The sequence below is a fragment of the Yokenella regensburgei ATCC 49455 genome, assembly GCF_000735455.1.
GTDB lineage: Bacteria > Pseudomonadota > Gammaproteobacteria > Enterobacterales > Enterobacteriaceae > Yokenella > Yokenella regensburgei.
This window is the reverse complement of sequence record NZ_JMPS01000022.1, coordinates 1-22,497: the sequence shown is the minus strand read 5'-3', so window position 1 is coordinate 22,497 and position 22,497 is coordinate 1. Positions and strand designations below refer to the sequence as shown.

The following is a 22,497-nucleotide window of genomic DNA, read 5'->3' as shown; positions in this document are numbered from 1 at the left end:
AATTACTTGATAGTTTCGCTGTTAGACTTGAAGAAACGGACTTTTTTGCCGTCTTCGAATCTAAAGCCTACACGGTCAGCCTTGCCGGTTGCCGCATTGAAGATTGCAACGTTAGAAACCTGAATAGCAGCTTCTTTTTCAACGATGCCACCCGGTTGGTTCAGGGCCGGAACCGGCTTCTGATGTTTCTTAACCAGGTTGATACCTTCAACGACGAGTTTGCCGGAAGACAGAACATTCTTAACTTTACCGCGCTTACCTTTATCTTTACCGGTTAACACGATAACTTCGTCATCACGACGGATTTTAGCTGCCATGATTCGCTCCTTAGAGTACTTCTGGTGCCAGAGAGATAATTTTCATGAACTTCTCGTTGCGAAGTTCACGAGTTACCGGCCCAAAGATACGCGTGCCGATAGGCTGCTCGCTGTTATTGTTTAAAATAACGCATGCATTACCATCGAAGCGAATGACAGAACCGTCAGGGCGACGAACACCCTTCTTGGTGCGCACCACTACCGCCTTCAGCACATCACCTTTCTTGACCTTACCACGCGGAATTGCTTCTTTGATGGTGATCTTGATGATGTCGCCTACGCCTGCGTAGCGACGGTGCGAGCCACCCAGAACCTTGATACACATTACGCGACGCGCACCGGAGTTGTCGGCGACGTTCAGCATAGTCTGTTCTTGGATCATTTTAGTGCTCCGCTAATGTCAACTACTACTGAGACTCTAAAACTACAGAGTCGTTAAAAAGCCCCATATCGAGGGCGCGGCATTATAACACCGCTCTCAGCATATGGGTAGAAAAAATAAACGGCTCATCTCTGAGCCGTTTATCCGTATTGAGAACGCGTACTGTATTACAGAACCGCTTTCTCTACAACGCGAACCAGAGTCCAGGACTTAGTCTTGGACAGCGGACGGCATTCGCGGATTTCAACCACGTCACCGATACCGCATTCGTTGTTCTCGTCATGTACGTGCAGTTTGGTCGTACGTTTGATGAATTTACCGTAGATCGGGTGTTTCACAATACGTTCGATAGCTACAACAATGGATTTCTCCATTTTGTCACTAACAACACGACCTTGCAGAGTACGGATTTTATCGGTCATTACGCACCCGCCTTCTGAGTCAGTAAAGTCTTAACGCGTGCAACATTACGACGAACCTGCTTCAGCAGGTGAGTCTGTTGCAGCTGGCCACTTGCAGCCTGCATACGCAGGTTGAACTGCTCACGCAGCAGGTTCAGCAGCTCAGCGTTCAGCTCTTCAACGCTTTTTTCACGCAGCTCATTTGCTTTCATTACATCACCGTCTTAGTTACAAAGGTGGTTTTAATCGGCAGTTTCGCTGCTGCCAGGCCGAATGCTTCACGGGCCAGCTCTTCCGGTACGCCGTCCATTTCATAAAGGACTTTACCCGGCTGAATCAAGGCAACCCAGTACTCAACGTTACCTTTACCTTTACCCATACGAACTTCCAGCGGCTTCTCGGTGATCGGTTTGTCCGGGAATACACGGATCCAGATCTTACCTTGACGCTTAACTGCACGGGTCATTGCACGACGTGCTGCTTCGATCTGACGTGCAGTCAGACGACCACGGCCAACAGCTTTCAGACCGAAAGTGCCGAAGCTAACATCCGTACCCTGCGCCAGACCACGGTTGCGGCCTTTGTGCACTTTACGGAATTTTGTACGCTTTGGTTGTAACATAGCGACGCTCCTTATTTACGGCCTTTACGCTGCTGCTTTTTAGGTTGAGCAGCCGGTTCCGGTTGTTCAACAGCAGCCATACCACCCAGGATCTCGCCTTTGAAGATCCACACTTTAACGCCGATTACACCGTAAGTGGTGTGCGCTTCAGAGGTGTTGTAGTCGATGTCAGCACGCAGAGTGTGCAGCGGTACGCGACCTTCACGGTACCATTCGGTACGTGCGATTTCCGCGCCGCCCAGACGGCCGCTAACTTCAACTTTGATACCTTTAGCGCCCAGACGCATTGCGTTCTGTACAGCACGCTTCATAGCACGACGGAACATAACGCGACGTTCCAGCTGAGAAGTGATGCTGTCAGCAACCAATTTAGCGTCCAGTTCTGGCTTACGAACTTCGGCGATATTGATCTGTGCAGGAACGCCAGCGATATCCGCTACGACCTTGCGCAGTTTTTCTACGTCTTCGCCTTTCTTACCGATAACGATACCCGGGCGAGCGGTGTGAATGGTCACACGGATGCTCTTAGCCGGACGCTCGATAACGATACGAGATACGGACGCTTTAGCCAGTTCCTTTGTCAGGTACTGACGTACTTTAAAATCGCTGTCCAGGTTGTCAGCGAATTCTTTGGTGTTCGCGAACCAGGTAGAGTTCCAAGGTTTGACAATACCCAGGCGAATACCATTAGGATGTACTTTCTGACCCATTGCTAGTCTCCAGAGTCTCAGCGATCGGACACAACCACAGTGATGTGGCTGGTGCGCTTCAGGATGCGATCTGCACGACCTTTTGCACGCGGCATAATGCGCTTCATGCTCGGGCCTTCGTCTACGAAAATTTTCGTAACTTTCAGATCGTCAATGTCAGCGCCATCGTTGTGTTCAGCGTTAGCAATGGCAGATTCCAGTACTTTCTTGACCAATACAGCCGCTTTCTTATTGGTGTAGGTCAGGATGTCCAGAGCCTGCGACACTTTCTTACCGCGAATCAGGTCAGCAACAAGGCGAACCTTCTGAGCAGAAGAACGAGCATGGCGATGTTTAGCGATAGTTTCCATCTCTTCCTCCTACCTTATTTCTTCTTCGCTTTTTTATCAGCAGCATGGCCGCGATAAGTACGAGTCGGTGCGAATTCACCCAGTTTGTGACCGACCATTTCGTCGGAAACAAATACCGGAACGTGCTGACGACCATTATGGACAGCGATGGTCAAACCGATCATGTTAGGAAAGATCGTTGAACGACGGGACCAAGTGCGCAGGGGCTTCTTGTCTCCGCTTTCCACCGCTTTCTCTACCTTCTTCAGCAAGTGCAGGTCAATAAAAGGACCTTTCTTGAGAGAACGTGGCATGGCTTATCCTCTAAAATTATTTGCTACGGCGACGTACGATGAATTTATCAGTACGCTTGTTGCTGCGGGTCTTCTTACCTTTGGTCTGAACGCCCCACGGAGTTACCGGGTGCTTACCAAAGTTACGACCTTCACCACCACCATGTGGGTGGTCTACTGGGTTCATCGCAGTACCGCGAACGGTAGGACGAACACCACGCCAGCGTGCAGCACCTGCTTTACCCAGAACGCGCAGCATATGCTCAGCATTGCCAACTTCGCCCAGAGTAGCGCGGCAGTCTGCTTCGACTTTACGCATTTCACCAGAACGCAGACGCAGGGTGACATAAGCACCATCGCGAGCAACGATCTGAACGTAAGTACCAGCAGAACGCGCCAGCTGACCGCCTTTACCTGGTTTCATTTCTACGTTATGAACGGTAGAACCAACCGGGATATTGCGCATCGGCAGGGTGTTACCCGCTTTGATTGCAGCATCAACGCCAGACTGAATCTGGTCGCCAGCTTTCAGGCCTTTAGGGGCCAGAATGTAACGGCGCTCGCCGTCTTTGTACAGAACCAGCGCGATGTTCGCGGAACGGTTCGGATCGTACTCAAGACGTTCAACAACTGCCGGGATACCGTCTTTGTTGCGTTTGAAGTCAACAATACGATAAGCCTGCTTGTGGCCACCACCGATGTGACGAGTGGTGATACGGCCATTGTTGTTACGACCACCGGATTTGCTGTTTTTTTCCAGCAACGGAGCAAAAGGTTTGCCCTTGTGCAGCTCAGGGTTAACCACTTTAACTACGTGGCGACGACCCGGAGATGTCGGTTTACATTTAACAACTGCCATTGTGTTACTCCTCCGACTTACTCAGCGCCGCCAACGAAGTCCAGGTTCTGGCCTTCTTTAAGGGTGACGTAAGCTTTTTTCCAGTCGCTACGACGACCGATACGCTGTCCGTGACGTTTAACTTTCCCTTTAACTACCAGGGTGTTAACGACTTCGACTTCGACTTCAAACAGTTTCTGCACAGCAGCTTTGATTTCTGCTTTGGTCGCGTCTTTAGCAACTTTGAGAACGATGGTGTTGGTTTTTTCCATCGCAGTAGACGCTTTTTCAGAAACGTGCGGTGCACGCAGCACCTTCAGCAAACGTTCTTCACGAATCATGCCAGCATCTCCTCAACTTGCTTAACAGCATCAGCAGTCATTACGACTTTGTCGAAGGCGATCAGGCTAACCGGGTCGATACCAGTTGCATCGCGTACGTCAACCTTGTGCAGGTTGCGCGCAGCCAGGAACAGGTTTTCGTCCAGCTCACCGGTGATGATCAGCACATCTTCCAGAGCCATGTCTTTCAGTTTCTGTGCCAGCAGCTTAGTTTTCGGCGCTTCTACAGAGAACTTCTCGACAACGATCAGACGATCCTGACGTACCAGTTCGGACAGGATGCTTTTCAGCGCGCCGCGGTACATCTTTTTATTAACTTTTTGACTGTGGTCCTGCGGACGAGCAGCGAAGGTCACGCCACCAGAACGCCAGATCGGGCTCTTGATAGAACCTGAACGCGCACGGCCGGTACCTTTCTGGCGCCATGGCTTTTTGCCAGAACCAGTTACTTCAGCACGAGTCTTCTGAGCACGAGTACCCTGACGAGCACCAGCTGCATAAGCAACAACAACCTGGTGAACCAGCGCTTCGTTGAAATCACGACCGAAGGTAGTTTCGGAAACAGTCAGCGCGCTCTGCGCGTCTTTCAATACTAATTCCATTGCTATCCCCTTACGCCTTCACAGCTGGTTTAACGATCAGGTCGCTACCGGTTGCACCCGGGACAGCACCTTTAACCAGCAGCAGGTTGCGCTCAGCGTCAACACGTACTACGTCCAGGCTCTGAACGGTTACACGTTCGTTACCCAGCTGACCTGCCATTTTCTTGCCTTTGAACACTTTGCCCGGAGTCTGGTTCTGACCGATAGAACCCGGAACGCGGTGAGACAAGGAGTTACCGTGAGTAGCGTCCTGGGTACGGAAGTTCCAGCGCTTAACGGTACCAGCAAAACCTTTACCTTTAGAGGTACCGGTTACGTCAACTTTTTTAACTTCAGCAAACAGTTCAACGCTAATGTCCTGACCTACGGTGAACTCTTCGCCTTCAGCAAGGCGGAATTCCCACAGACCACGGCCAGCTTCTACGCCAGCTTTAGCGAAGTGACCAGCTTCCGGCTTAGTTACACGGTTAGCTTTTTTAGCACCGGTAGTAACCTGGATAGCACGGTAGCCATCGTTAGCCAGGTCTTTAACCTGAGTAACACGGTTTGCTTCAACTTCGATTACGGTTACTGGGATAGAAACGCCATCTTCAGTGAAGATGCGGGTCATACCCACTTTTTTACCGACTAAACCAATCATTGTTTCAACCTCTCAATCGCTCGATGACCTGATTAACCCAGGCTGATCTGCACGTCTACACCGGCAGCCAGATCCAGACGCATCAGAGCATCAACGGTTTTCTCGGTTGGCTCAACGATGTCAACCAGACGCTTGTGAGTGCGAATTTCGTACTGATCACGCGCGTCTTTGTTAACGTGCGGAGAGATCAGAACGGTAAAGCGCTCTTTGCGGGTCGGCAGCGGGATCGGACCACGGACCTGCGCACCAGTGCGCTTGGCAGTCTCGACGATTTCCGCGGTTGATTGATCGATCAGACGATGATCAAACGCTTTCAGGCGGATACGGATTCTTTGGTTCTGCATGAGACCAGAGCTCCAATTATTTTATAGACGAAATAGTTACTCCTCAAACCCATTACGATTGATGGGAGAGTGTAACCGTTCTTACAGAGTTCCCCAATTGGGAACATTGTATGGCAGCTAAAAGACACTGCCATGGTTCATATCGAACCTGCCGTCAGATTGACAGCCCGCGTATTATACGAATTTAAAGCCCAGATGCAAGTCACAGCGCGCGAAAAATGGGCACAATCTGCTTCATCGTGTCACATCCTGCAGCGCATCACGTACACGCTGGCGTAAACGGGTATCAGGGACGTCACCCTTCCCTTCCTGATCATCATCGCGATACTCTGTTGCGGGGATTTCCAGTTGCTGTTCTTCAACGTCATCCGAAGTGTTCTCTTCAGTGACTGAGGGGGCTTGTTCAGGTAGTGGGTTCTTCCGAAAAACATACGTTTGCTCTGACCGCACATAGTCAGGAGGCGGCAGCGTACTGGTCCCTATCGTACTGTTCGATTCAAGACGCTGCTGCCAGTAAAGGCAGGCAAAGTTTCCTGCTATATAGAAGAAGACGAGCCACAATCCCCAAAAACAGAAGCTAAGAATACATCTCCCTCTGTTGGCCGGTTGCAATAGCTCTGCAGTACGAGTTGAACAGTGTGCTGAAAAGGAAAGATAAAATCCTATCATGGGTTTTTCCTTTTCAGGTCTTCACCCACCTGTAGACGTGGACTCTCGCCCAGGGCTTGAAAGAGTCGTATCAAGGTCATTTTACCCGCTGCACCATCTGCAGGGATCTTTTGCTGGTTTTGAAAAAGCTTCACCTTCTCGGTGAGCATCGGTTTCCAATTTGTCGCCTGCGTTGTGGGTACATTCAGCGCTCGACTCAGCGCATTATCCAACCAGACAATTTGCTCACTGCCGCTTTTCGCCGTCACTCTGTCATCCCCTTCCGGTGTGGTTTTTCGAATCACGGTATACTGCCCCTGCCACACACGCTCAAACCATGCGCGTCTGACGGACCAAATCTGCTGATTTACCAGGACATCAAGCGTATCTTCACCGACGCGCATCACTACCCCCCACAGATCTTTATCTTCTACCTTAAGGCGCGCCATCCACGGTAGCCCCTGATTGACCATATCCGTGAGTTGTCCGGTCGCGCTTTCACAGCGAAGACTGGCAATTTCGATACGATCGCACCACGCCATTTCAAGCGGTACGTCATAACCCCACGTAGAGATAAGCCCCTGCATGCCGCTGCGCTCACCGGCGGGCCGGTCTGTTATTTTTGCTAACGGGAGATCCATCACCACACTCTTTTTTTCTGCCCACGGCACGGGTAAATGAAGCGGTAAAACGGTTGTCATCATCCAACCAAATGAACCCGCTAGCAGGGCATATCCGATCCCAAGTACGCACACTTTCCAGCGCGAAGGAACCAGTCTAAAAAGCACATTACGAACTTCCTCGGAGGATTCCATATCTTGTATCGAACGACATAAGACGGTGAACAGCCGTAGAGGATTACTGGACCGGGCAAGTATATGCTGCAGCGCAGGCTGCAACGCTCCAGCTTCATCAGATGGAACGATCCCTCCAGGCACATCTACCCAAACTGGACACATTGCGCGTAATCGTCTTTTCCTCAGGGAAAACGGCTGTCCTACCAGCAGCAGGCTGAGCGAACTCTCACCCGTTTCGGCCAACTGATAAAAAGTGTCGACTATTGTCGTGAGGGACTTCAGAAGATGCGCATTGTCGATAACCAGCATCCACGAAATATCGGCTGATGATTTTCTGGTCAGAAACCATGTCCAGATTTGGCTTGCAGAGATCTGCTCGCCGGCGAAAAAACCACAGCTCCCACGACTATCAATCACCAGCAGGTCCTGATCTGGCAACGCGACAATATATAGCACCGCACCGTCGAAACTGGCGCCGACTTGCTTCATGATTTGCGTCTTTCCGCATCCACGCCTCCCACTCACTACGGCTGCAGTTCCTGGTGCGAGCTGTTGGCACAGATAATGCGTAATAACCTGGAACGGAGACATATTAAATTCTCCGCGCTCTTATTTGTGTATAAATCATAAAAAATAAAAATCCTTCACCCTGTCTATATTCATATAAGGAATAAAACAGGCCAATCATTCCATTTTATCGCCTTGAGTAAGACAATATAGTATCGACTGACTTGCTCAATCACAAGACTGATAATATTATGAGCCACATTTGCGGAAGATAAATTAAGAAGAACTACAAAGCAGTGTTAGATAAAATAAATGTCATTTTAAGCTTAAATCGAGTAAGAGCGTTATATGTTGCCATCGCCATATTTAGCGTATTTCTGGCTGGGCACTCTATCGTTAAACTAACCCAGTATCTGGCATATGGTCATCGCATTGCGAAAGACACTGTTGTTGATAATATTAATCTGCCGTTACACTACATTTCGATGAATACTATTTCGTCTGCTGATGCCCCAACGCCAGCAGCCGTACAGGAAAGTACACTACCGAGCCTGACAGTCACGGGTATCACTTACAGCAGCCATAGTTCACATTCACGAGCTATTATTAAAAGTCCTGAGGGACAAAAAAGTTATGCTATCAATACCCCTCTGGAAAAACATCCAGATACATTGATAAGCCAAATTCATCCAGAAAAAGTCATTTTGAAAATAGGTGCCCGCGAGCAGGTGCTGGAACTGGAACCCCTCTTTACAGAGAGAGAAACAACATCACAGCGCAGACCTGCGGGCCCCCGAAGTACAAATTCACTGGATAAATATATCAAGGCAACAGTTATTTATAGCACTGATAAAAAAATCGTCGGATTACGTCTGAATAATAACATTCCTGGCACAGCATTCCGCAAAACCGGGTTGATACCCGGTGACTTAGCCATAAAAATGAACGACAGAAATTTGCAGGACAGAGAAAACATTGACGCAGCACTCGCAGATATTAGCCTGCTGAATACTGCGAAGTTCACCATTTTACGCGACAAACAACAACAACCGATAAAAATCACCACCCAGGATTTCATCACTAATATGGATGTTAAATAAAAATGCACTCACCAGGGAAATTTTTTTACAGCCTGGCCTTCGCGTCATTGCTCATGCCGTCAGTTGCATTCACCGAACGATACTCGGCAAATTTTAAAGACGCCGACATACGCGAATTTATCGATAATGTCAGCCAGAATATCGGTAAAACAATTCTGGTCGATCCTTCCGTTCAAGGGACCATCTCTGTACGTAGCTACGATGATTTTGATGAAGCTGGCTATTATCAATTTTTCCTGAGCGTGCTGGATATCTACGGCTATTCGGTAACGACGCTGGATAATGGATTCCTGAAGGTTGTCAGCTCTCAGACCATTAAAAACGCCCCTGGCCTGTCTGGTGACAACAGTCATCCCGGGAAAGGCGATGAAATCGTTACCCGCATAGTCACGCTACAGTATGTTCCAGCCCGGGAGCTTGCCCCCCTTCTTCGCCAGATGATTGAGGGTAGTTCCGTCGGTAACGTCGTACATTATGAAGCCTCAAATGCATTAATGCTGACCGGTAAGGCCTCGCTGGTTAACCGCCTGCTGGAAGTCGTTCGCAAAGTAGACGTCCTCGGTGAACAGCAGCGCCAGCTAATCCCCTTACATTATGCATCAGCTACCGACCTTGCTGAGGTACTAAGCGACCTAATAGAAGTAGAAACCCGCGATAAACCAACGCAATGGCTAATACCTAAAGTTATCGCGGACAAACGCACCAATACGCTAATTCTGAGCGGTCCAGCCCATGTACGCCAACGAATGGCGGCCCTGATTGCCAATCTGGACAAAGAACAACAAAACCAGGGCAACACCCGTGTTTTTTATCTCAAATATGCCAAAGCCAAAAAGCTGGTTGAAGTGCTTACTGGGGTCTCGGAAAAAATTGAAGGTGAGCAGCAGGCTGCAAATAGCAATACCAGCACCAGCCACAGTAATAGTAGCAGCGCCAATCCAGACACTTCAGGTACCTCCATTACCGCCGATGAGCAAACTAACTCTCTGGTGATCACCGCAGAGCAGAGCGTAATGAATCAACTTGAACAGGTCATTGCCCGCCTTGATATTCGTCGGGCGCAGGTTCTGGTTGAGGCCATCATTGTCGAAGTTCAGGATGGCCGGGGAATGAACCTTGGCGTCCAGTGGATCAACAAAAATGTTGGCATGCAGCAGTTTCAGGGCACCAGCCTGCCTGTGTTCAATGCCGCAGTGGGTGCGCAACAATACAAACAGTCAGGCTCTATCTCTTCAGATAACCCGGTCTATGATGCGCTGAGTAATTTCAACGGTCTGGCCGCGGGCTTCTTCGACGGTAATTGGGGAGTTTTACTCTCTGCTCTCGCGTCAGACAGCAAAAACGACATCCTTTCCACGCCGAGCATTGTGACGCTTGATAATAAAGAAGCCTCATTTAACGTCGGGCAGGATGTTCCGGTCCTGTCCGGGTCGCAAACTACCTCTGGCGATAACGTTTTTAATACCGTCGAGCGTAAAACGGTCGGTACAAAACTGAAGGTTACCCCGCAGGTTAATGAAGGGGATGCCGTACTGATGGAAATTGAGCAGGAAGTTTCCAGTGTGGATAACTCTAGCGGAACCTCTTCAACGCTTGGCCCAACATTCAATACCCGAACGATCCAGAACGCCGTACTGGTGAAAAGTGGCGAAACCGTGGTGCTCGGAGGTTTGATTGATGACGCCACCAAAGAACAAGTTTCCAAAGTTCCACTGCTGGGTGACATTCCTTTCCTTGGCCAGCTGTTTCGCTACACCTCAACGGACAAATCCAAGCGCAATCTGATGGTCTTCATCCGTCCGACCATTATTCGGGACGACGATGTCTATCGCTCATTGTCTGCAGAAAAATACTCTGCGTTCCGCGATCTTCAGAAACAGCGACTGGATAAGAAGACCCCCGGACTTATCAGTGAGGATGATGAACCACGGCTTGATGAGCTCGACTTCAAAGCACCAGCCGTTCCTGCAGATTCAGTCCCTACGGCGCCACGGAATCCCTTCAAAGGATAAGGAGCTGATATGGATAACCCAGTAATGCCACCAATTAGCTGGTCGCAGTCCCAGACATTGGGGATCTGCCTCCATGAGAACGCCATCATCATGCGGGAAGATGCACCTCTGTCGTCAATACTTGAAGCCCTTCGGGTGTCCCCGGGCGCGACACGACTTGAAGCCCTCACCGCAGCGGCTTTTGAGGAGTATCTGGAACAGGTTTTTCAGCATGCAGGCGAAGAGTCGCAGCAAATTGCCCAGGATATGGATCTCGATGTTGATTTGATGTCCCTTACCGAGGAGATTCCGGAGAACGCAGATTTATTGGCCGATGATGAGAGCGCACCAGTTATCCGACTGATTAACGCCATTCTCAGTGAAGCAGTGAAGGAAGGTGCATCTGATATTCATATTGAGACCTTCGAAACCACATTAAGCATTCGCTTTCGTACCGATGGCGTACTGCGCCAGGTGCTGCAGCCCGGGCGCAAACTTGCCCCCCTGCTGCTCTCTCGCATCAAGGTCATGGCAAAACTGGATATCGCGGAAAAACGGCTGCCACAGGACGGACGGATCACGCTGAGGCTCGGGCGCCGCAACATCGACGTTCGCGTCTCGACGCTGCCATCAAGGTATGGAGAAAGGGCGGTGCTTCGACTGTTGGATAAAAGCAATCTGACACTATCGATAGACAGGTTAGGACTCTCTGAAGAGGATTCCGGACGGCTCGAGAAACTCATCCATCAGCCACACGGCATTATTCTGGTAACCGGGCCGACAGGTTCAGGAAAGAGCACCACGCTCTATGCCATCCTTTCGGCACTCAACGCGCCCGGGCGCAATATCCTTACCGTGGAAGATCCTGTTGAATATGAACTGGAGGGTATCGGCCAGACGCAGGTGAACCCACGCGTTGATATGTCCTTTGCCCGTGGCCTGCGGGCAATTCTACGTCAGGATCCCGATGTGGTGATGGTGGGAGAAATCCGTGATAACGAAACGGCACAAATTGCGGTCCAGGCCTCGCTGACTGGCCATCTCGTACTCTCGACATTGCACACCAATAGCGCTGCCGGCGCTATTACCCGTCTGAGAGATATGGGGATTGAACCTTTTCTGCTTTCCTCATCGCTCATCGGCGTGCTGGCACAGCGCCTGGTGCGCCGTCTTTGTCCGCACTGCCGACAAGTGACACCGCTTGCGGCACATGAGGCAAATATCTTCCGCGATTTCAGCCCATATCCTGATTCGTTATGGACAGCTCAAGGCTGCCAGGCCTGCCATCAATCCGGCTATCAGGGGCGGTTGGCTATCCACGAGCTAATGCTGATAGACCACCCGCTCCGGATAGCTATCCATGACAATGCCAGTGAACAGGATATCAGCCTCGCGTTTCGCCAAAACAGTAAGACGTTATTACAGAATGGCTTACAGCATGTTGTCAACGGTGATACATCCCTGGAAGAAGTGATTCGCGTAACCGCTCAACATGATGGGGAACAGGAGCGTGCTCAATGAACTTTCAATGGCAGGCTCTGGATAGTTCAGGCAAACGCCAGCACGGTGTCGTCGAGGCCGAGAGTGCGCGCCATGCTCGAGAACAGCTGCGCAAAAGCGGGTTATTTCCTCAGAATATTGTCGAGAAAAAACGCCGCAAAGCCCTGTCATTTCGCCGACAAACTTCTGTCGGTAGCGCCGATCTGGCCCTGCTGACCCGGCAGCTTGCCACGCTTATCGCTGCCGCATTGCCCCTCGAAGAAGTCCTGATGGTCATCGCCCGTCAGACTCAGCACTCCGGGTTGCGGCACATTCTTGAGCAAATACGCGAGAAAATCATCTCAGGCTATTCGCTGGCTGACGCACTCCAGACCTGGCCACGGATTTTCGACCCGGTTTACCGCACGCTCGTCAAAGCGGGAGAAAAATCAGGCCAGCTGGGTCTGGTGCTGGAAAAGCTGGCTGATTACAACGAGATCCGTCAGCGAATACGCGCCAAATTCACTCAGGCGTTGATTTACCCGGTCATGCTCAGCACGGTCGCCATTGGCGTCGTCATTATTCTCTTGACCACCGTGGTGCCTAAGGTCACTGAGCAATTTATTCATATGAAGCAACAGCTTCCGACCACAACGCGTATTCTGCTCGCTATCAGCAACGGTTTGCAAAGCTGGGGCCCCTGGTTTTTAGCATGCGCAATGCTGTCCGCAATCGCTTTCAGATACTGGCTTAAACGCCCAGGTAATCGCCATCGTTTTCACCGGCAGTTGCTGCAACGCCGAATGACGCGGGAACTGCTGCGCGCCATCAACGGCGCCCGCTATCTGCGCACGCTTAGCATCCTGCAATGCAGCGGCGTTCCACTACTGGATGCTATGCATATTGCACTTGAAGGGATCAGCAATCTCGAAGTGCGTCATCGCCTGAGCCTGGCCGCAGAGCAAGTTACCCAGGGCAGCAGTTTTCATGCAGCGCTGGAAAACTGTGATTTATTGCCCCCGGTCATGCTGTACATGATTGCTACCGGCGAAAAAAGCGGGCAGCTGAGCGAACTCATGACCCGGGCGGCAGATAATCAGGACAACTTGCTACAACACCGCATGTCTCTGGCCCTGGCGCTCTTCGAACCCGCTCTCATTATCACCATGGCAGGCATCGTGCTGTTTATCGTTGCTGCCGTCCTGCAACCCATTCTTCAGCTCAATTCACTGGTCAGTTAAGGAAAACATTATGCATACGACAAAAAATCTTCAGCGTGGCTTCACTCTGCTCGAACTCATGGTGGTCATTGTCATTCTCGGCGTTCTCGCGAGCCTCGTGGTCCCTAATCTGATGGGCAACAAAGCGCGAGCCGATAAGCAAAAAGCGATCAGTGACATTGTGGCGCTCGAAGGTGCCATGGATATGTACAAGCTGGACAACCATCGCTATCCCACGACCGAGCAGGGGCTTTCTGCGCTCGTCACGGCGCCAACCAGCAGCCCGGTCCCGACGAATTACAATCCCGAAGGTTATATCAAGCGCCTTCCAGCCGATCCCTGGGGGAATGAATATGTCCTGGTCAGCCCGGGCGAACATGGTACCTACGATCTGATTGCTTGCGGCGAGGATGGCGAAGCCGGTACCGCCGACGACATCAATAACTGGGAGCTGGATAAGAAGAAGTAAGTCATGCCGCAAATGAAAGGGTTTACCCTGCTTGAAGTGTTACTGGCGCTGGCTATTTTCGCGGTGTCAGCCTTGACGCTCGCAAACAGCCTCGGCGTTACCATCAGTAGCACGGCACGCATGCAGCAACAACAGCTGGCGCTGTGGGTTGCTGACAACCAGCTTGTCGACCTGCAGCTCATGCCATCCAGTATCCCCCGTGAAGGTGATTCTGAAATGGGTGGCCTGAGCTGGCACTGGCAGCTCGACCGCGATAACAACGATGACATGATCGCGCAGCAGCTTCGGATTGGCACCAACGGCAGGCTGTCCTATGGACTATGGAGCTATGTCCTACCCGAAGAGAGCGTTTCGCGTGAGAAAAAGTAACCGACAGGACGGTTTCACCCTGATTGAGCTGATGGTTGCCATCGCTATTTTTACGCTGCTTGGCCTTGCCAGCGCAATGGTGCTTTCTGGCGTCCTTCGTGCTCACGAGCGAACCGGAGAAGCCGACCAGCAACTCCGACTGCTGGGGCTCGCCATGACTCAACTGTCCGATGACATTAATAATTTTGTGCCCCGCCAGTCGCATGTTACCGGGGCGATTCTCTCTTTAAATAACAATACATTTATGCTGACCACACGTCTGGCCGATGATGCCGTTAGCGATTGTTGTGCCCCCGACCTGCGGCGAGTTCGCTGGTTCCTCAACGGCGATACGCTCTACCGTGCTGTCGCTATCTATCCGGATAACCCTAAAGAGCAACGGCCAGAAGCGGTGCTCCACAATATCCGCACTATGCAGATGCGCTATTTTCAGAAACGATGGCAGCAGCCACCCAGCAACGAAACGCTTATCTACAACGCTCAGTCGTCTCAACGGCCAACAGGGCTTGAGATGACCCTCACACTGAATGATGACACGTCGCTGACTCGCCGCTTTTTACTGACCAGCACCTGGCCCGGCACTGGGAACACTACTGACGAGGCAACAGAGAACACCACTGACACAACAAAAGATGACGTAAAAACGGAAGGGACCGCGCCATGAAGCAGCGGGGAATGGTGTTGCTGGTTATCCTACTGCTTTTGGGGCTGATGGCGGGGCTTGCCGCAGATATGGCTACCCGTTTTCACACCTCACTACGCCGGACCGGACAGATTGAAACTGCCCTGCAACAGCGGTGGGATTTCCGCATCGCGGAAGATCAGGCATTGCGCATCTTGCTGCAGGATCTAAAAAACAATCCGCAGTTGAATAGTCGCGACCAATTATGGGCGCAACCCCATACGCTCGCTTTAAAAGATGGCGCTACCGTTATCTGGCAGCTCCATAGCGCACAAGACTGCTTTAATTTGAATGCATTAGCACATTCGCCATTGCAGCCTCTGGAAGAACCGCCTTATAGCGTCGCCGTATTTCTGGCGCTACTGGAGCAATCTGGCGTTAGTGCTCTGGATGCGAATGCGCTGACCGCCGCTATTGCTGATTACATCGACAGCGATAATAACGTTCGCCGCGATGGTGCTGAAGACGACAGCTACAGCGATAAGCCCTTGCGTTACGTCGCGAACCAACCTTTTTTTGATGTCAGTGAACTGCGCGCCATAAAGGGAATGACGCCCCGTTTATACCAGACACTCTCCCCCTGGCTCTGTGCGCTGGGCAGCAGCACTCTGCAGATTCACGTCAACACGCTCTCCGCCGTTCAAACGCCGCTGCTGGCTGCTCTGTTTCTCAATAAACAGAACACCGGCAACGTTCGAAGCCTGCTGTCACAGACGCCAGAGAATGGATGGATTTCACCAAAACAATTACTGAACGCCGCCGCACAAGCCTGGCCTGCCGACAAAGACATTCTGAGCAAAAGTGCGACCGGGCTCAGTGCCACCAGTGATTTTTATACCCTGACGCTTCGCCTGCAGCATGAGGGACGCACAACGCTGCAACGTAGCAGTATTTATTACCAACGGAAGGACAGTCAGTTGAGCGTTTACGCCCGAACGGCAGCGCCTGACTCTCATTAATTACAAGGAATCCAGATGAAGAATATCCCTTATCTGATAATTCGTCCGCCATCAGAAGATTCACCCTACACCGAGTGGCTAGACAACGGACAGGTTGAGCGCTCAGACGTGCAGGATATTCTCCTGCAATTGTCAGGACTGGCAGGCGCGCGGAATGTCTCACTTCTGCTCCCTGCAAGTTGGTTAACCTGCTGCTGCTTCCCACTTCCGCAACCAGGGCTTATACCCACACAGCAGGCGATTGCCTGGCAGGTAGAAGACAAGCTAGTCAGCAACAGCGAAACACTGCACTGGACGGTCGCCGGAGAGCAAGATGGCCTGTGTTACGTGCTGGGTATAGAGCGCCAAAAACTGGCGTTACTGGTTGATGGTTACCGCCAGCACGGGCTCACCATTACCGCCATCATTCCCGATGGCTGCTATCTCCCGATACAAGAGAATGGGTGGTCTGCGCTACGGCTGGAAAATGGCTGGCTGGTACGACATAGCGAATTCTGCTGGAGCTACCTGGATACCACGCTTTTGTTCCAGCTTGCAGAACGCTTTACCCCCGGCATACCGCTCCTTTGCTACGGGAATAGTGCTGAAGAGATCCCGGCCAAAATGCTCCCGGGCGAATCGCCACTCCTGTGGTACGCCCGAAAATTTAGCGCACCACCTTTAAACCTGCTGCACGGCGAGTTTCGTCCCAATCCTCCTGCTCATCCGGTATTGCCACTCTGGCGTAAAGGTATCGTTGGTTTTGCGACGGTGGCAGTTCTGGCCTACTTCTGTATTCAGATGGGCACTATCTGGCACCTGCACCAACGGCAAAAAGCAGAACGTCTTGCGCTCCAGGAACACTGGCAGCAGTACTTTCCTGGCGATAAGCGTCAGGGTAACTATCGCTTCTTCTTTCGACAGAAGGTGAAAATACCGGCACCGGACCCCCTCACGCGCCTGCGCCAGGTGGAAAAAAGTCTTCAACCCGCGCCCGGGATTGCGCTTGCGCATTTTTCGGCCACGAAAGAGACGGGAGAACTGAAAATCATTGTCCAGACGTCAGATTTCTCCGTGCTGGAGCAGTTTGTCGACCAGAGCAAAGACACGCTGAACCTGACTCTCCCGCAACCATCAAACGATGGTGTCTACACGTTGAGAAGCGGAGGCACCCGGTGAAGGCATGGTGGCAAAGTAAATCCTTGTCTGAGCAACGATGGCTGATAGTGCTGATGCTCTTTCTCGGGCTGACCATGACGGTATATGGCGTGGTGATGCCGCTGAACAATACGATTACCGCTCAGCGGCTGGATCTCAAAAAGATTCAAAACGAAAGCGCCTGGCTGGAGGAACAGACACTGGCTGCCGGGATAGTTGCCTCTAAGCGTACCGGGCAACCTCTGGATACCCTGGTTCAGACTTCAGCAAAAGCTGCCGGGCTGACCATCGAACTGAAACAGGAAGGTAACCATAGCGTGGTGATTTCCGGCAACGATATTGCACTTCCCGCGTTGGTACAATGGCTCGAACAACTCCGCGCAAGCCAGGGGATTTATCCGCTTGAAATGGCGTTCGATACCAGCAAGAAAGGAACACCTTTCATTGTGCTGCAGGCTTTACGACTCACCAGGGCGGGTCGCGAATGATAACGATGCTATGGCCTGCCAGCATGGGGCTACTTGGTCTTTTGTTGGGCAGTCTGATGAACGTGGTGGTGCATCGACTCCCCATCATGATTGAGAAACCTGAGGCCGGGCTCTCGCTCTGGTGGCCGGGCTCGCACTGCCCTCATTGTCACACGCCGTTGCGCTGGCGGGAGAATATTCCGCTATTGAGCTGGCTGTGGCTGAAAGGGCGCTGCCGTTATTGCCAGCAGCCGGTTAGCTGGCGCTATCCTGCTATCGAAACGGGCGTAATGACCGGCTTCCTTGCTATCGCCTTTTTGTTCCCACCAGAAATTCAGACTATCGGGGTGGCAACGTTTTTCTGGTTTGCCTGTGCGATGAGCCTTATCGACCTGCGTACTTTTCTGTTGCCGGATAAGCTAACTCTGCCGCTACTGTGGCTGGGACTGTTGTTTCACAGCGGGTATTCACCATGGATGCTGAGCGATGCCGTCTACGGCGCCGCTGCCGGGTATCTTATTTTATGGTCGATAAATAAAATCTGCCTGCTGTGGCTAAAGCGCGATGGGCTGGGATATGGGGATTTTAAACTTCTGGCGGCCTGCGGTGCCTGGACGGGCTGGCAAAGTTTACCGCTCATACTCACCGTAGCCTCGACTATCGGGCTATTGTCAGCGGTGTTTTTCACCCGCAAAGGGGGTTTTAAGGGCAAAAACATACCTTTCGGTCCGCCGTTGGCGTTAGCCGGTTTTGTCGTACTGCTCTGGTTCAACTACGTGTAAGGATAAGGCAGAGCGAAACTCTGCCTTAAATCTCACTCTTCTTCACGGATCTGGGCCTGAAGATAGTTCTGAATACCCAGTTTCTGAATCAAATCCAGTTCGGTCTCCAGCCAGTCGATATGCCCTTCTTCATCCGCAAGAATGGTAATCATCATGTCACGGCTGACATAGTCATGGACGCTGTCGGCATAGGCAATGGCTTCACGGAGATTTTTCGCGCCATCAAGCTCAAGCGCAAGGTCGGATTTCAGCATCTCTTCCACATCTTCGCCGATGTTGAGTTTGCCAAGATCCTGCAGGTTAGGAATGCCCTCGAGGAAAAGAATACGCTCAATGTACTTATCGGCGTGCTTCATTTCGTCGATGGATTCATGGTACTCAATATCGTTGAGGCGCTTCAGGCCCCAGTTTTTGAACATCCGGGCATGCAAAAAGTACTGGTTGATTGCGACAAGCTCATTTCCCAACAATTTGTTGAGATAATTTATTATCTTAGTATCACCTTTCATTATGACTTCCTCCGCTTCCACTACCTAAAAGCGTAGATGGCGGACGGAGTATGTAAAGCCACCTTCAGGCGATTTCTTTAAATTCCGGGATCTGAAGCAGTTCATCTTCCATCAACTCACGCACAGCACGGACGCACTTACCGCACTGATTGCCGATGGGCATAAACTTACGCAGCTGTTGAAAGGATTGAGGATGGTACTGGCGCACCGCCTGACGAATTTTTTTATCACTGATACCGTTACAAAGACAGACGTACATAGCCACTCCTGCTCAAACTCTGTACACAGCATAGATGAGAATGATTTTGATTTCAATCAAATCCGCACTTACCAAAAAGGCCCCTTCGGGTCAGGAAGGGGCCTCGGGTCACAACTATCGGTTAGAGTTTGATAAACATAATGGAGAGCACTTTATCAGCGAAGCCAAGAGTCGCCAGGTCTAAACAGGAATCAGTATCGGTAATCACAATAGAATTACCGGTATGCCATGTCTGATCATAAATCCGTGCTGCATAACCCTTTGCAACCTTAATGGATTTAATATTAGTTACGCCAGTATCTTCAAGCACAACATTATTAATAGATACCGCATGCTCGTTACCCGAGAAGTTAGTGCCACTATAAAGAAATGCTTTAACTTCACGAATAGACGAAGCGTTATTATTGAATGTACTGTTATATGTTGCCAGGTCAACTTTAACAACTGTCGAACTGCCTGTAAAATTATCACCAGTAAAAACTTCATAGCCCAGGCAGACCTTCGCGTGGGTTGCTGAGGAAATCATATCATTTGCAGAAACACCTCCGCTATTGACAACACCTGTCAAAGTAGGCACGTCGCTATACAAATCAAACGTATTACCAGAATAATTGCTTCCATCAAAGAAAGTGGCTTTAGGGGCTACCTTCAGATTAATAAATCTTGCTGAGTAAACACGTTTATCAAACCCGAACGAGCTTAGATTTACCGGGAATGGGCTGCCCATCACATCGCGATAAGCACCGGTGTAATGTATTCCTTCATACAGACGTACGCAGTACCCAGGCAGAAGTTTAATTGAGGAAATATGATTACCGTGGCTTTCCGTGAGATCAGGACTGTCCTCGAGGAAAGCAACCACCTCACCTTTTGTGGCATCCTCGCCAGCATAACCAATCATCTTGATAATTTTGAATGATGAACACTTATCATTATAGAGGTTACCAAACTTGGTTAAATCTCCGGTGACGCGCGTTGCGGTACTGTTTTCCACACCGAAATTGTAGTAATTATCGGTAAAGATAAAGTAACCCAAAGAATCAACACCATACTTAGACGAGGTGATCGTATTATCCGCTGAATGACCATCATCAGTATACACATCCTTAAAATCTGGGATATTATCAGATACGCTAATTTTTGCTCCAGTGTAGTTATTCCCCGTAAAGAAGTGAATTTGTGGTGTATCGAAATTGGTAATAGGTGAATTTTTAAGAGCACCAACGATGGTGCCCAGCTCGAAATCATCGGTATCACCACTGATATCCCAAATAATTGCGCCGCCAAAACCCTGGTCGTTGATGTAATTCACCTTAGTTTGAATAGACTCGGCGTCATCGTAGGTCAGAAACTCTTTCGTCTTCGCATTGTAGAGATAAGGGACTTTGGACTCATCGTCCCAGTAACGCGTATAGTCAGCACTGGCCAGCTTCTGCTTCAGAACATAGAACGGGTTGGTACCAGTGTAATCACCCTCGTCGTCCCACGCACCGTGAACAGTTGCAGAACCTGCGCAGAACAACCCAGGCAAGCCTTTCACAACCTGCGTTGCAGCAACATTGCCCCAACCACGACCATAGAATGGCACACCCATCATCAGCTTGTACTTCGGCACGCCCCAGGTCACGCAATACGCCTGCATGGCAGAAGAGACGTTCAGCAGCTGATCGGCATCTTCGCTATTGGCAAACAGCGGGGCGTTATGACCGGTAATCGCGTCAAATGCACCGTGAATATCGTATGCCATGACGTTGACGCTATCCAGTAGTGGCGCAGTTACCGCCGGGTTGATGAACTGGATATTGTTATGGTTGGTCGTAACCGCGGCAGAAAGTTGATAATATTTATCATCCAGCAGGCCTGCAGCATCAAGCTTACTGCGCAGTTTCTGGATGAGGGTAGTGAAGTTTGCTTTTTCGGTATTATTGTCCGGGTATTCCCAGTCGACATCGAGACCATCAAAGTCCCACCGACGCACGAAAGCAACCATACTTTCCGCGAGCGTTTCAATACCAGCGGCTGTGGCCGTCGCGGCTTCAAAAACACCTTCCGCAGAATTGGTCCAGCCACCAACGGAGACCATGCTCGTTACGCCATGAGCTTTGGTCATTTTGGCCAATTGACGCAGCAGCCCAGGGCCCTTGACGGTATCATGGATAATGACCTGCCCCTCTTCGACTACCGCAAAACCATAGTTCAGGTGAGTCAGTTTGCTAAAATCAATTTTATCCGGGGTAAAGTAATCATGCGCTTCATAAACGCCCCACTCCGGGAAATAACCAATGACTTTACGTTGTTTGGCTGCGTCTTGTTTTCCCTTCGTCTGGATTTGTGTAGCTTTATCGCCAGTAAATGGTGAGAACTGGAATGTACCATAGCGTTCATAACTAATTGCATCGCCTTTAAGCCAGACAGAATCGGAACCCGGACTAATCCCTTGATCTACCCACCATTGTGCCGTCCAGTAATATCCCTGGTCACGCACAACATCGCCTCCACTGTATGTTTTATTGAGATCGTAGTCTTCAGAATTAAGTGCCAACTCCTGTAATTTAGCGACCATGACCAGCGGACTGCCTGGGAAATAATTACGATAATACTCGTTATATGCTTCCCAGAAATGACCACCATCACGGGAGATCATCATGGAATTATTGAGACCCAACAAGGTGTTGGTATCGTCGTTCATAGTGACTGTAACGGTCGCCGCTACAGCACCTAAAGATGGTTTTGATTCATTAGTGTTCATAGTAACTCCTGAGAATGTGCACGATTGCACGTCGGTCATTTATTAACGTTGAAACCGTGGCAAACAATATTCCTCAGGGCATGACAGAACAATTAATTAAAAATAAGCAAGAAGTTAAGCTAAGTTTAAGAGATGCTGTTTTTTATGCATTATGATATATATTTATTAATATTGATTTTTAAATACCACCAATAATATGGTTTTTTATTTTCACTATATAGTGATAAATTAATATTTAATTTGAATATAAGAAATTATGAGAATGGAATATATTAAAACCCGGCATAATTAATAAATATTCTCGACATTGCAGATTTTTCTTCAGATACGGTTTACTGACAGACCGAACCTGGAGGGGTTTTCTATAGATAAAAAAAACCCTGATGTTTCCATCAGGGTTTTTCGTACTAAAGCGCTTTAAAATAAAGCGTGGGGATTAGCCCAGAACTTTAGCAACAACGCCCGCACCAACAGTACGGCCGCCTTCACGGATTGCGAAACGCAGACCGTCGTCCATCGCGATCGGGTGGATCAGGGTAACAACCATTTTGATA

General features: G+C 50.2%; 30 protein-coding genes. 11 read left to right on the top strand and 19 right to left on the bottom strand.

Annotation, left to right across the window (positions count from 1 at the left end):
• Positions 1–2: 2 nt before the first annotated feature.
• From rplX to GYRE_RS06610, 15 genes are all read right to left on the bottom strand, one after another.
• Positions 3–317: a 50S ribosomal protein L24 gene (gene rplX, locus GYRE_RS06680; RefSeq protein ID WP_003863287.1), complete on the bottom strand. Its 315-nt coding sequence runs from the start codon at positions 315–317 to the stop codon at positions 3–5.
• A gap of 10 nt (positions 318–327) precedes the next feature.
• Entirely contained in the window at positions 328–699 is a 372-nt protein-coding gene (rplN, locus tag GYRE_RS06675) for a 50S ribosomal protein L14 (RefSeq protein WP_000613954.1), read from the bottom strand.
• 167 nt (positions 700–866) lie between these two features.
• On the bottom strand, positions 867–1,121 hold the full coding sequence (gene rpsQ / locus GYRE_RS06670) for a 30S ribosomal protein S17 (protein ID WP_006817275.1): 255 nt from the start codon (positions 1,119–1,121) through the stop codon (positions 867–869).
• The gene (rpmC, locus tag GYRE_RS06665) at positions 1,121–1,312 is read right to left on the bottom strand and encodes a 50S ribosomal protein L29 (protein WP_006817276.1); all 192 of its coding nucleotides are present in this window, start codon (positions 1,310–1,312) and stop codon (positions 1,121–1,123) included. Before rpmC ends, rpsQ begins: the two co-directional genes overlap by 1 nt.
• Complete coding sequence (gene rplP / locus GYRE_RS06660) at positions 1,312–1,722, bottom strand: 50S ribosomal protein L16 (RefSeq protein ID WP_002919759.1); 411 nt, start codon at positions 1,720–1,722, stop codon at positions 1,312–1,314. The genes rpmC and rplP overlap by 1 nt, the downstream gene beginning before the upstream one ends.
• An 11-nt stretch (positions 1,723–1,733) precedes the next feature.
• Positions 1,734–2,432, bottom strand: coding sequence for a 30S ribosomal protein S3 (gene rpsC / locus GYRE_RS06655; protein WP_006817277.1), 699 nt, complete (start codon positions 2,430–2,432; stop codon positions 1,734–1,736).
• A gap of 17 nt (positions 2,433–2,449) precedes the next feature.
• Positions 2,450–2,782, bottom strand: coding sequence for a 50S ribosomal protein L22 (rplV, locus tag GYRE_RS06650; protein ID WP_000447529.1), 333 nt, complete (start codon positions 2,780–2,782; stop codon positions 2,450–2,452).
• A 14-nt stretch (positions 2,783–2,796) separates the two neighbouring features.
• A complete protein-coding gene (rpsS, locus tag GYRE_RS06645; RefSeq protein WP_001138115.1) occupies positions 2,797–3,075 on the bottom strand; it encodes a 30S ribosomal protein S19 in 279 nt (92 codons plus the stop codon).
• A 16-nt stretch (positions 3,076–3,091) separates the two neighbouring features.
• Positions 3,092–3,913, bottom strand: coding sequence for a 50S ribosomal protein L2 (gene rplB, locus GYRE_RS06640; RefSeq protein WP_000301859.1), 822 nt, complete (start codon positions 3,911–3,913; stop codon positions 3,092–3,094).
• Between the two features lie 17 nt (positions 3,914–3,930).
• Positions 3,931–4,233 carry a 50S ribosomal protein L23 gene (rplW, locus tag GYRE_RS06635; RefSeq protein WP_000617546.1) on the bottom strand — a complete coding sequence of 101 codons (303 nt, stop codon included), beginning with the start codon at positions 4,231–4,233 and terminating at the stop codon, positions 3,931–3,933.
• Positions 4,230–4,835, bottom strand: a complete 606-nt coding sequence (gene rplD / locus GYRE_RS06630; RefSeq protein WP_000424395.1) for a 50S ribosomal protein L4 — start codon at positions 4,833–4,835, stop codon at positions 4,230–4,232. Before rplD ends, rplW begins: the two co-directional genes overlap by 4 nt.
• Positions 4,836–4,845: 10 nt before the next feature.
• Positions 4,846–5,475: a 50S ribosomal protein L3 gene (rplC, locus tag GYRE_RS06625; RefSeq protein ID WP_006817279.1), complete on the bottom strand. Its 630-nt coding sequence runs from the start codon at positions 5,473–5,475 to the stop codon at positions 4,846–4,848.
• A 32-nt stretch (positions 5,476–5,507) separates the two neighbouring features.
• A complete protein-coding gene (rpsJ, locus tag GYRE_RS06620) occupies positions 5,508–5,819 on the bottom strand; it encodes a 30S ribosomal protein S10 (RefSeq protein ID WP_001181005.1) in 312 nt (103 codons plus the stop codon).
• A 234-nt stretch (positions 5,820–6,053) separates the two neighbouring features.
• Positions 6,054–6,488 (bottom strand): hypothetical protein, encoded by a 435-nt coding sequence (locus tag GYRE_RS06615; RefSeq protein ID WP_038253985.1) that lies wholly within the window; start codon positions 6,486–6,488, stop codon positions 6,054–6,056.
• Positions 6,485–7,753, bottom strand: coding sequence for a peptidoglycan-binding domain-containing protein (locus GYRE_RS06610; RefSeq protein ID WP_167829692.1), 1,269 nt, complete (start codon positions 7,751–7,753; stop codon positions 6,485–6,487). Before GYRE_RS06610 ends, GYRE_RS06615 begins: the two co-directional genes overlap by 4 nt.
• A gap of 314 nt (positions 7,754–8,067) precedes the next feature.
• Here GYRE_RS06610 and GYRE_RS06605 point away from each other — a divergent pair, with 314 nt between their 5' ends.
• From GYRE_RS06605 to GYRE_RS25110, 11 genes are read left to right on the top strand one after another with little or no spacing between them, the layout of a single operon-like run.
• A complete protein-coding gene (locus tag GYRE_RS06605) occupies positions 8,068–8,871 on the top strand; it encodes a type II secretion system protein N (protein WP_038253979.1) in 804 nt (267 codons plus the stop codon).
• Between the two features lie 2 nt (positions 8,872–8,873).
• Positions 8,874–10,883 carry a type II secretion system secretin GspD gene (gspD, locus tag GYRE_RS06600; protein WP_051860927.1) on the top strand — a complete coding sequence of 670 codons (2,010 nt, stop codon included), beginning with the start codon at positions 8,874–8,876 and terminating at the stop codon, positions 10,881–10,883.
• Positions 10,884–10,892: 9 nt separating this feature from the next.
• On the top strand, positions 10,893–12,383 hold the full coding sequence (gene gspE / locus GYRE_RS06595; RefSeq protein ID WP_038253977.1) for a type II secretion system ATPase GspE: 1,491 nt from the start codon (positions 10,893–10,895) through the stop codon (positions 12,381–12,383).
• Complete coding sequence (gspF, locus tag GYRE_RS06590; RefSeq protein ID WP_038253975.1) at positions 12,380–13,582, top strand: type II secretion system inner membrane protein GspF; 1,203 nt, start codon at positions 12,380–12,382, stop codon at positions 13,580–13,582. Before gspE ends, gspF begins: the two co-directional genes overlap by 4 nt.
• Before the next feature lie 10 nt (positions 13,583–13,592).
• Entirely contained in the window at positions 13,593–14,030 is a 438-nt protein-coding gene (gene gspG, locus GYRE_RS06585; RefSeq protein WP_038253972.1) for a type II secretion system major pseudopilin GspG, read from the top strand.
• Between the two features lie 3 nt (positions 14,031–14,033).
• On the top strand, positions 14,034–14,399 hold the full coding sequence (gene gspI, locus GYRE_RS23180; RefSeq protein ID WP_051860926.1) for a type II secretion system minor pseudopilin GspI: 366 nt from the start codon (positions 14,034–14,036) through the stop codon (positions 14,397–14,399).
• Positions 14,386–15,063, top strand: a complete 678-nt coding sequence (gene gspJ / locus GYRE_RS06575; RefSeq protein WP_038253969.1) for a type II secretion system minor pseudopilin GspJ — start codon at positions 14,386–14,388, stop codon at positions 15,061–15,063. The genes gspI and gspJ overlap by 14 nt, the downstream gene beginning before the upstream one ends.
• Positions 15,060–16,040, top strand: coding sequence for a type II secretion system minor pseudopilin GspK (gene gspK, locus GYRE_RS06570; RefSeq protein ID WP_038253967.1), 981 nt, complete (start codon positions 15,060–15,062; stop codon positions 16,038–16,040). The genes gspJ and gspK overlap by 4 nt, the downstream gene beginning before the upstream one ends.
• 15 nt (positions 16,041–16,055) lie before the next feature.
• Positions 16,056–17,198, top strand: coding sequence for a type II secretion system protein GspL (gene gspL / locus GYRE_RS06565; RefSeq protein WP_038253965.1), 1,143 nt, complete (start codon positions 16,056–16,058; stop codon positions 17,196–17,198).
• Positions 17,195–17,665, top strand: a complete 471-nt coding sequence (gene gspM, locus GYRE_RS06560) for a type II secretion system protein GspM (protein WP_072009051.1) — start codon at positions 17,195–17,197, stop codon at positions 17,663–17,665. Before gspL ends, gspM begins: the two co-directional genes overlap by 4 nt.
• Positions 17,662–18,426: a prepilin peptidase gene (locus GYRE_RS25110; RefSeq protein WP_038253960.1), complete on the top strand. Its 765-nt coding sequence runs from the start codon at positions 17,662–17,664 to the stop codon at positions 18,424–18,426. Before gspM ends, GYRE_RS25110 begins: the two co-directional genes overlap by 4 nt.
• Before the next feature lie 32 nt (positions 18,427–18,458).
• Here the strand turns inward: GYRE_RS25110 and bfr are convergent, their stop codons facing one another.
• From bfr to GYRE_RS23610, 4 genes are all read right to left on the bottom strand, one after another.
• Positions 18,459–18,935, bottom strand: coding sequence for a bacterioferritin (gene bfr / locus GYRE_RS06550; protein ID WP_038253958.1), 477 nt, complete (start codon positions 18,933–18,935; stop codon positions 18,459–18,461).
• A gap of 64 nt (positions 18,936–18,999) precedes the next feature.
• On the bottom strand, positions 19,000–19,194 hold the full coding sequence (gene bfd / locus GYRE_RS06545; protein WP_006817294.1) for a bacterioferritin-associated ferredoxin: 195 nt from the start codon (positions 19,192–19,194) through the stop codon (positions 19,000–19,002).
• Positions 19,195–19,315: 121 nt separating this feature from the next.
• On the bottom strand, positions 19,316–21,943 hold the full coding sequence (locus GYRE_RS06540) for a glycosyl hydrolase family 18 protein (protein ID WP_245939503.1): 2,628 nt from the start codon (positions 21,941–21,943) through the stop codon (positions 19,316–19,318).
• 436 nt (positions 21,944–22,379) lie between these two features.
• The coding region (locus GYRE_RS23610) for an EF-Tu C-terminal domain-related protein (RefSeq protein ID WP_000531011.1) at positions 22,380–22,497 on the bottom strand (118 nt) is incomplete at its 5' end.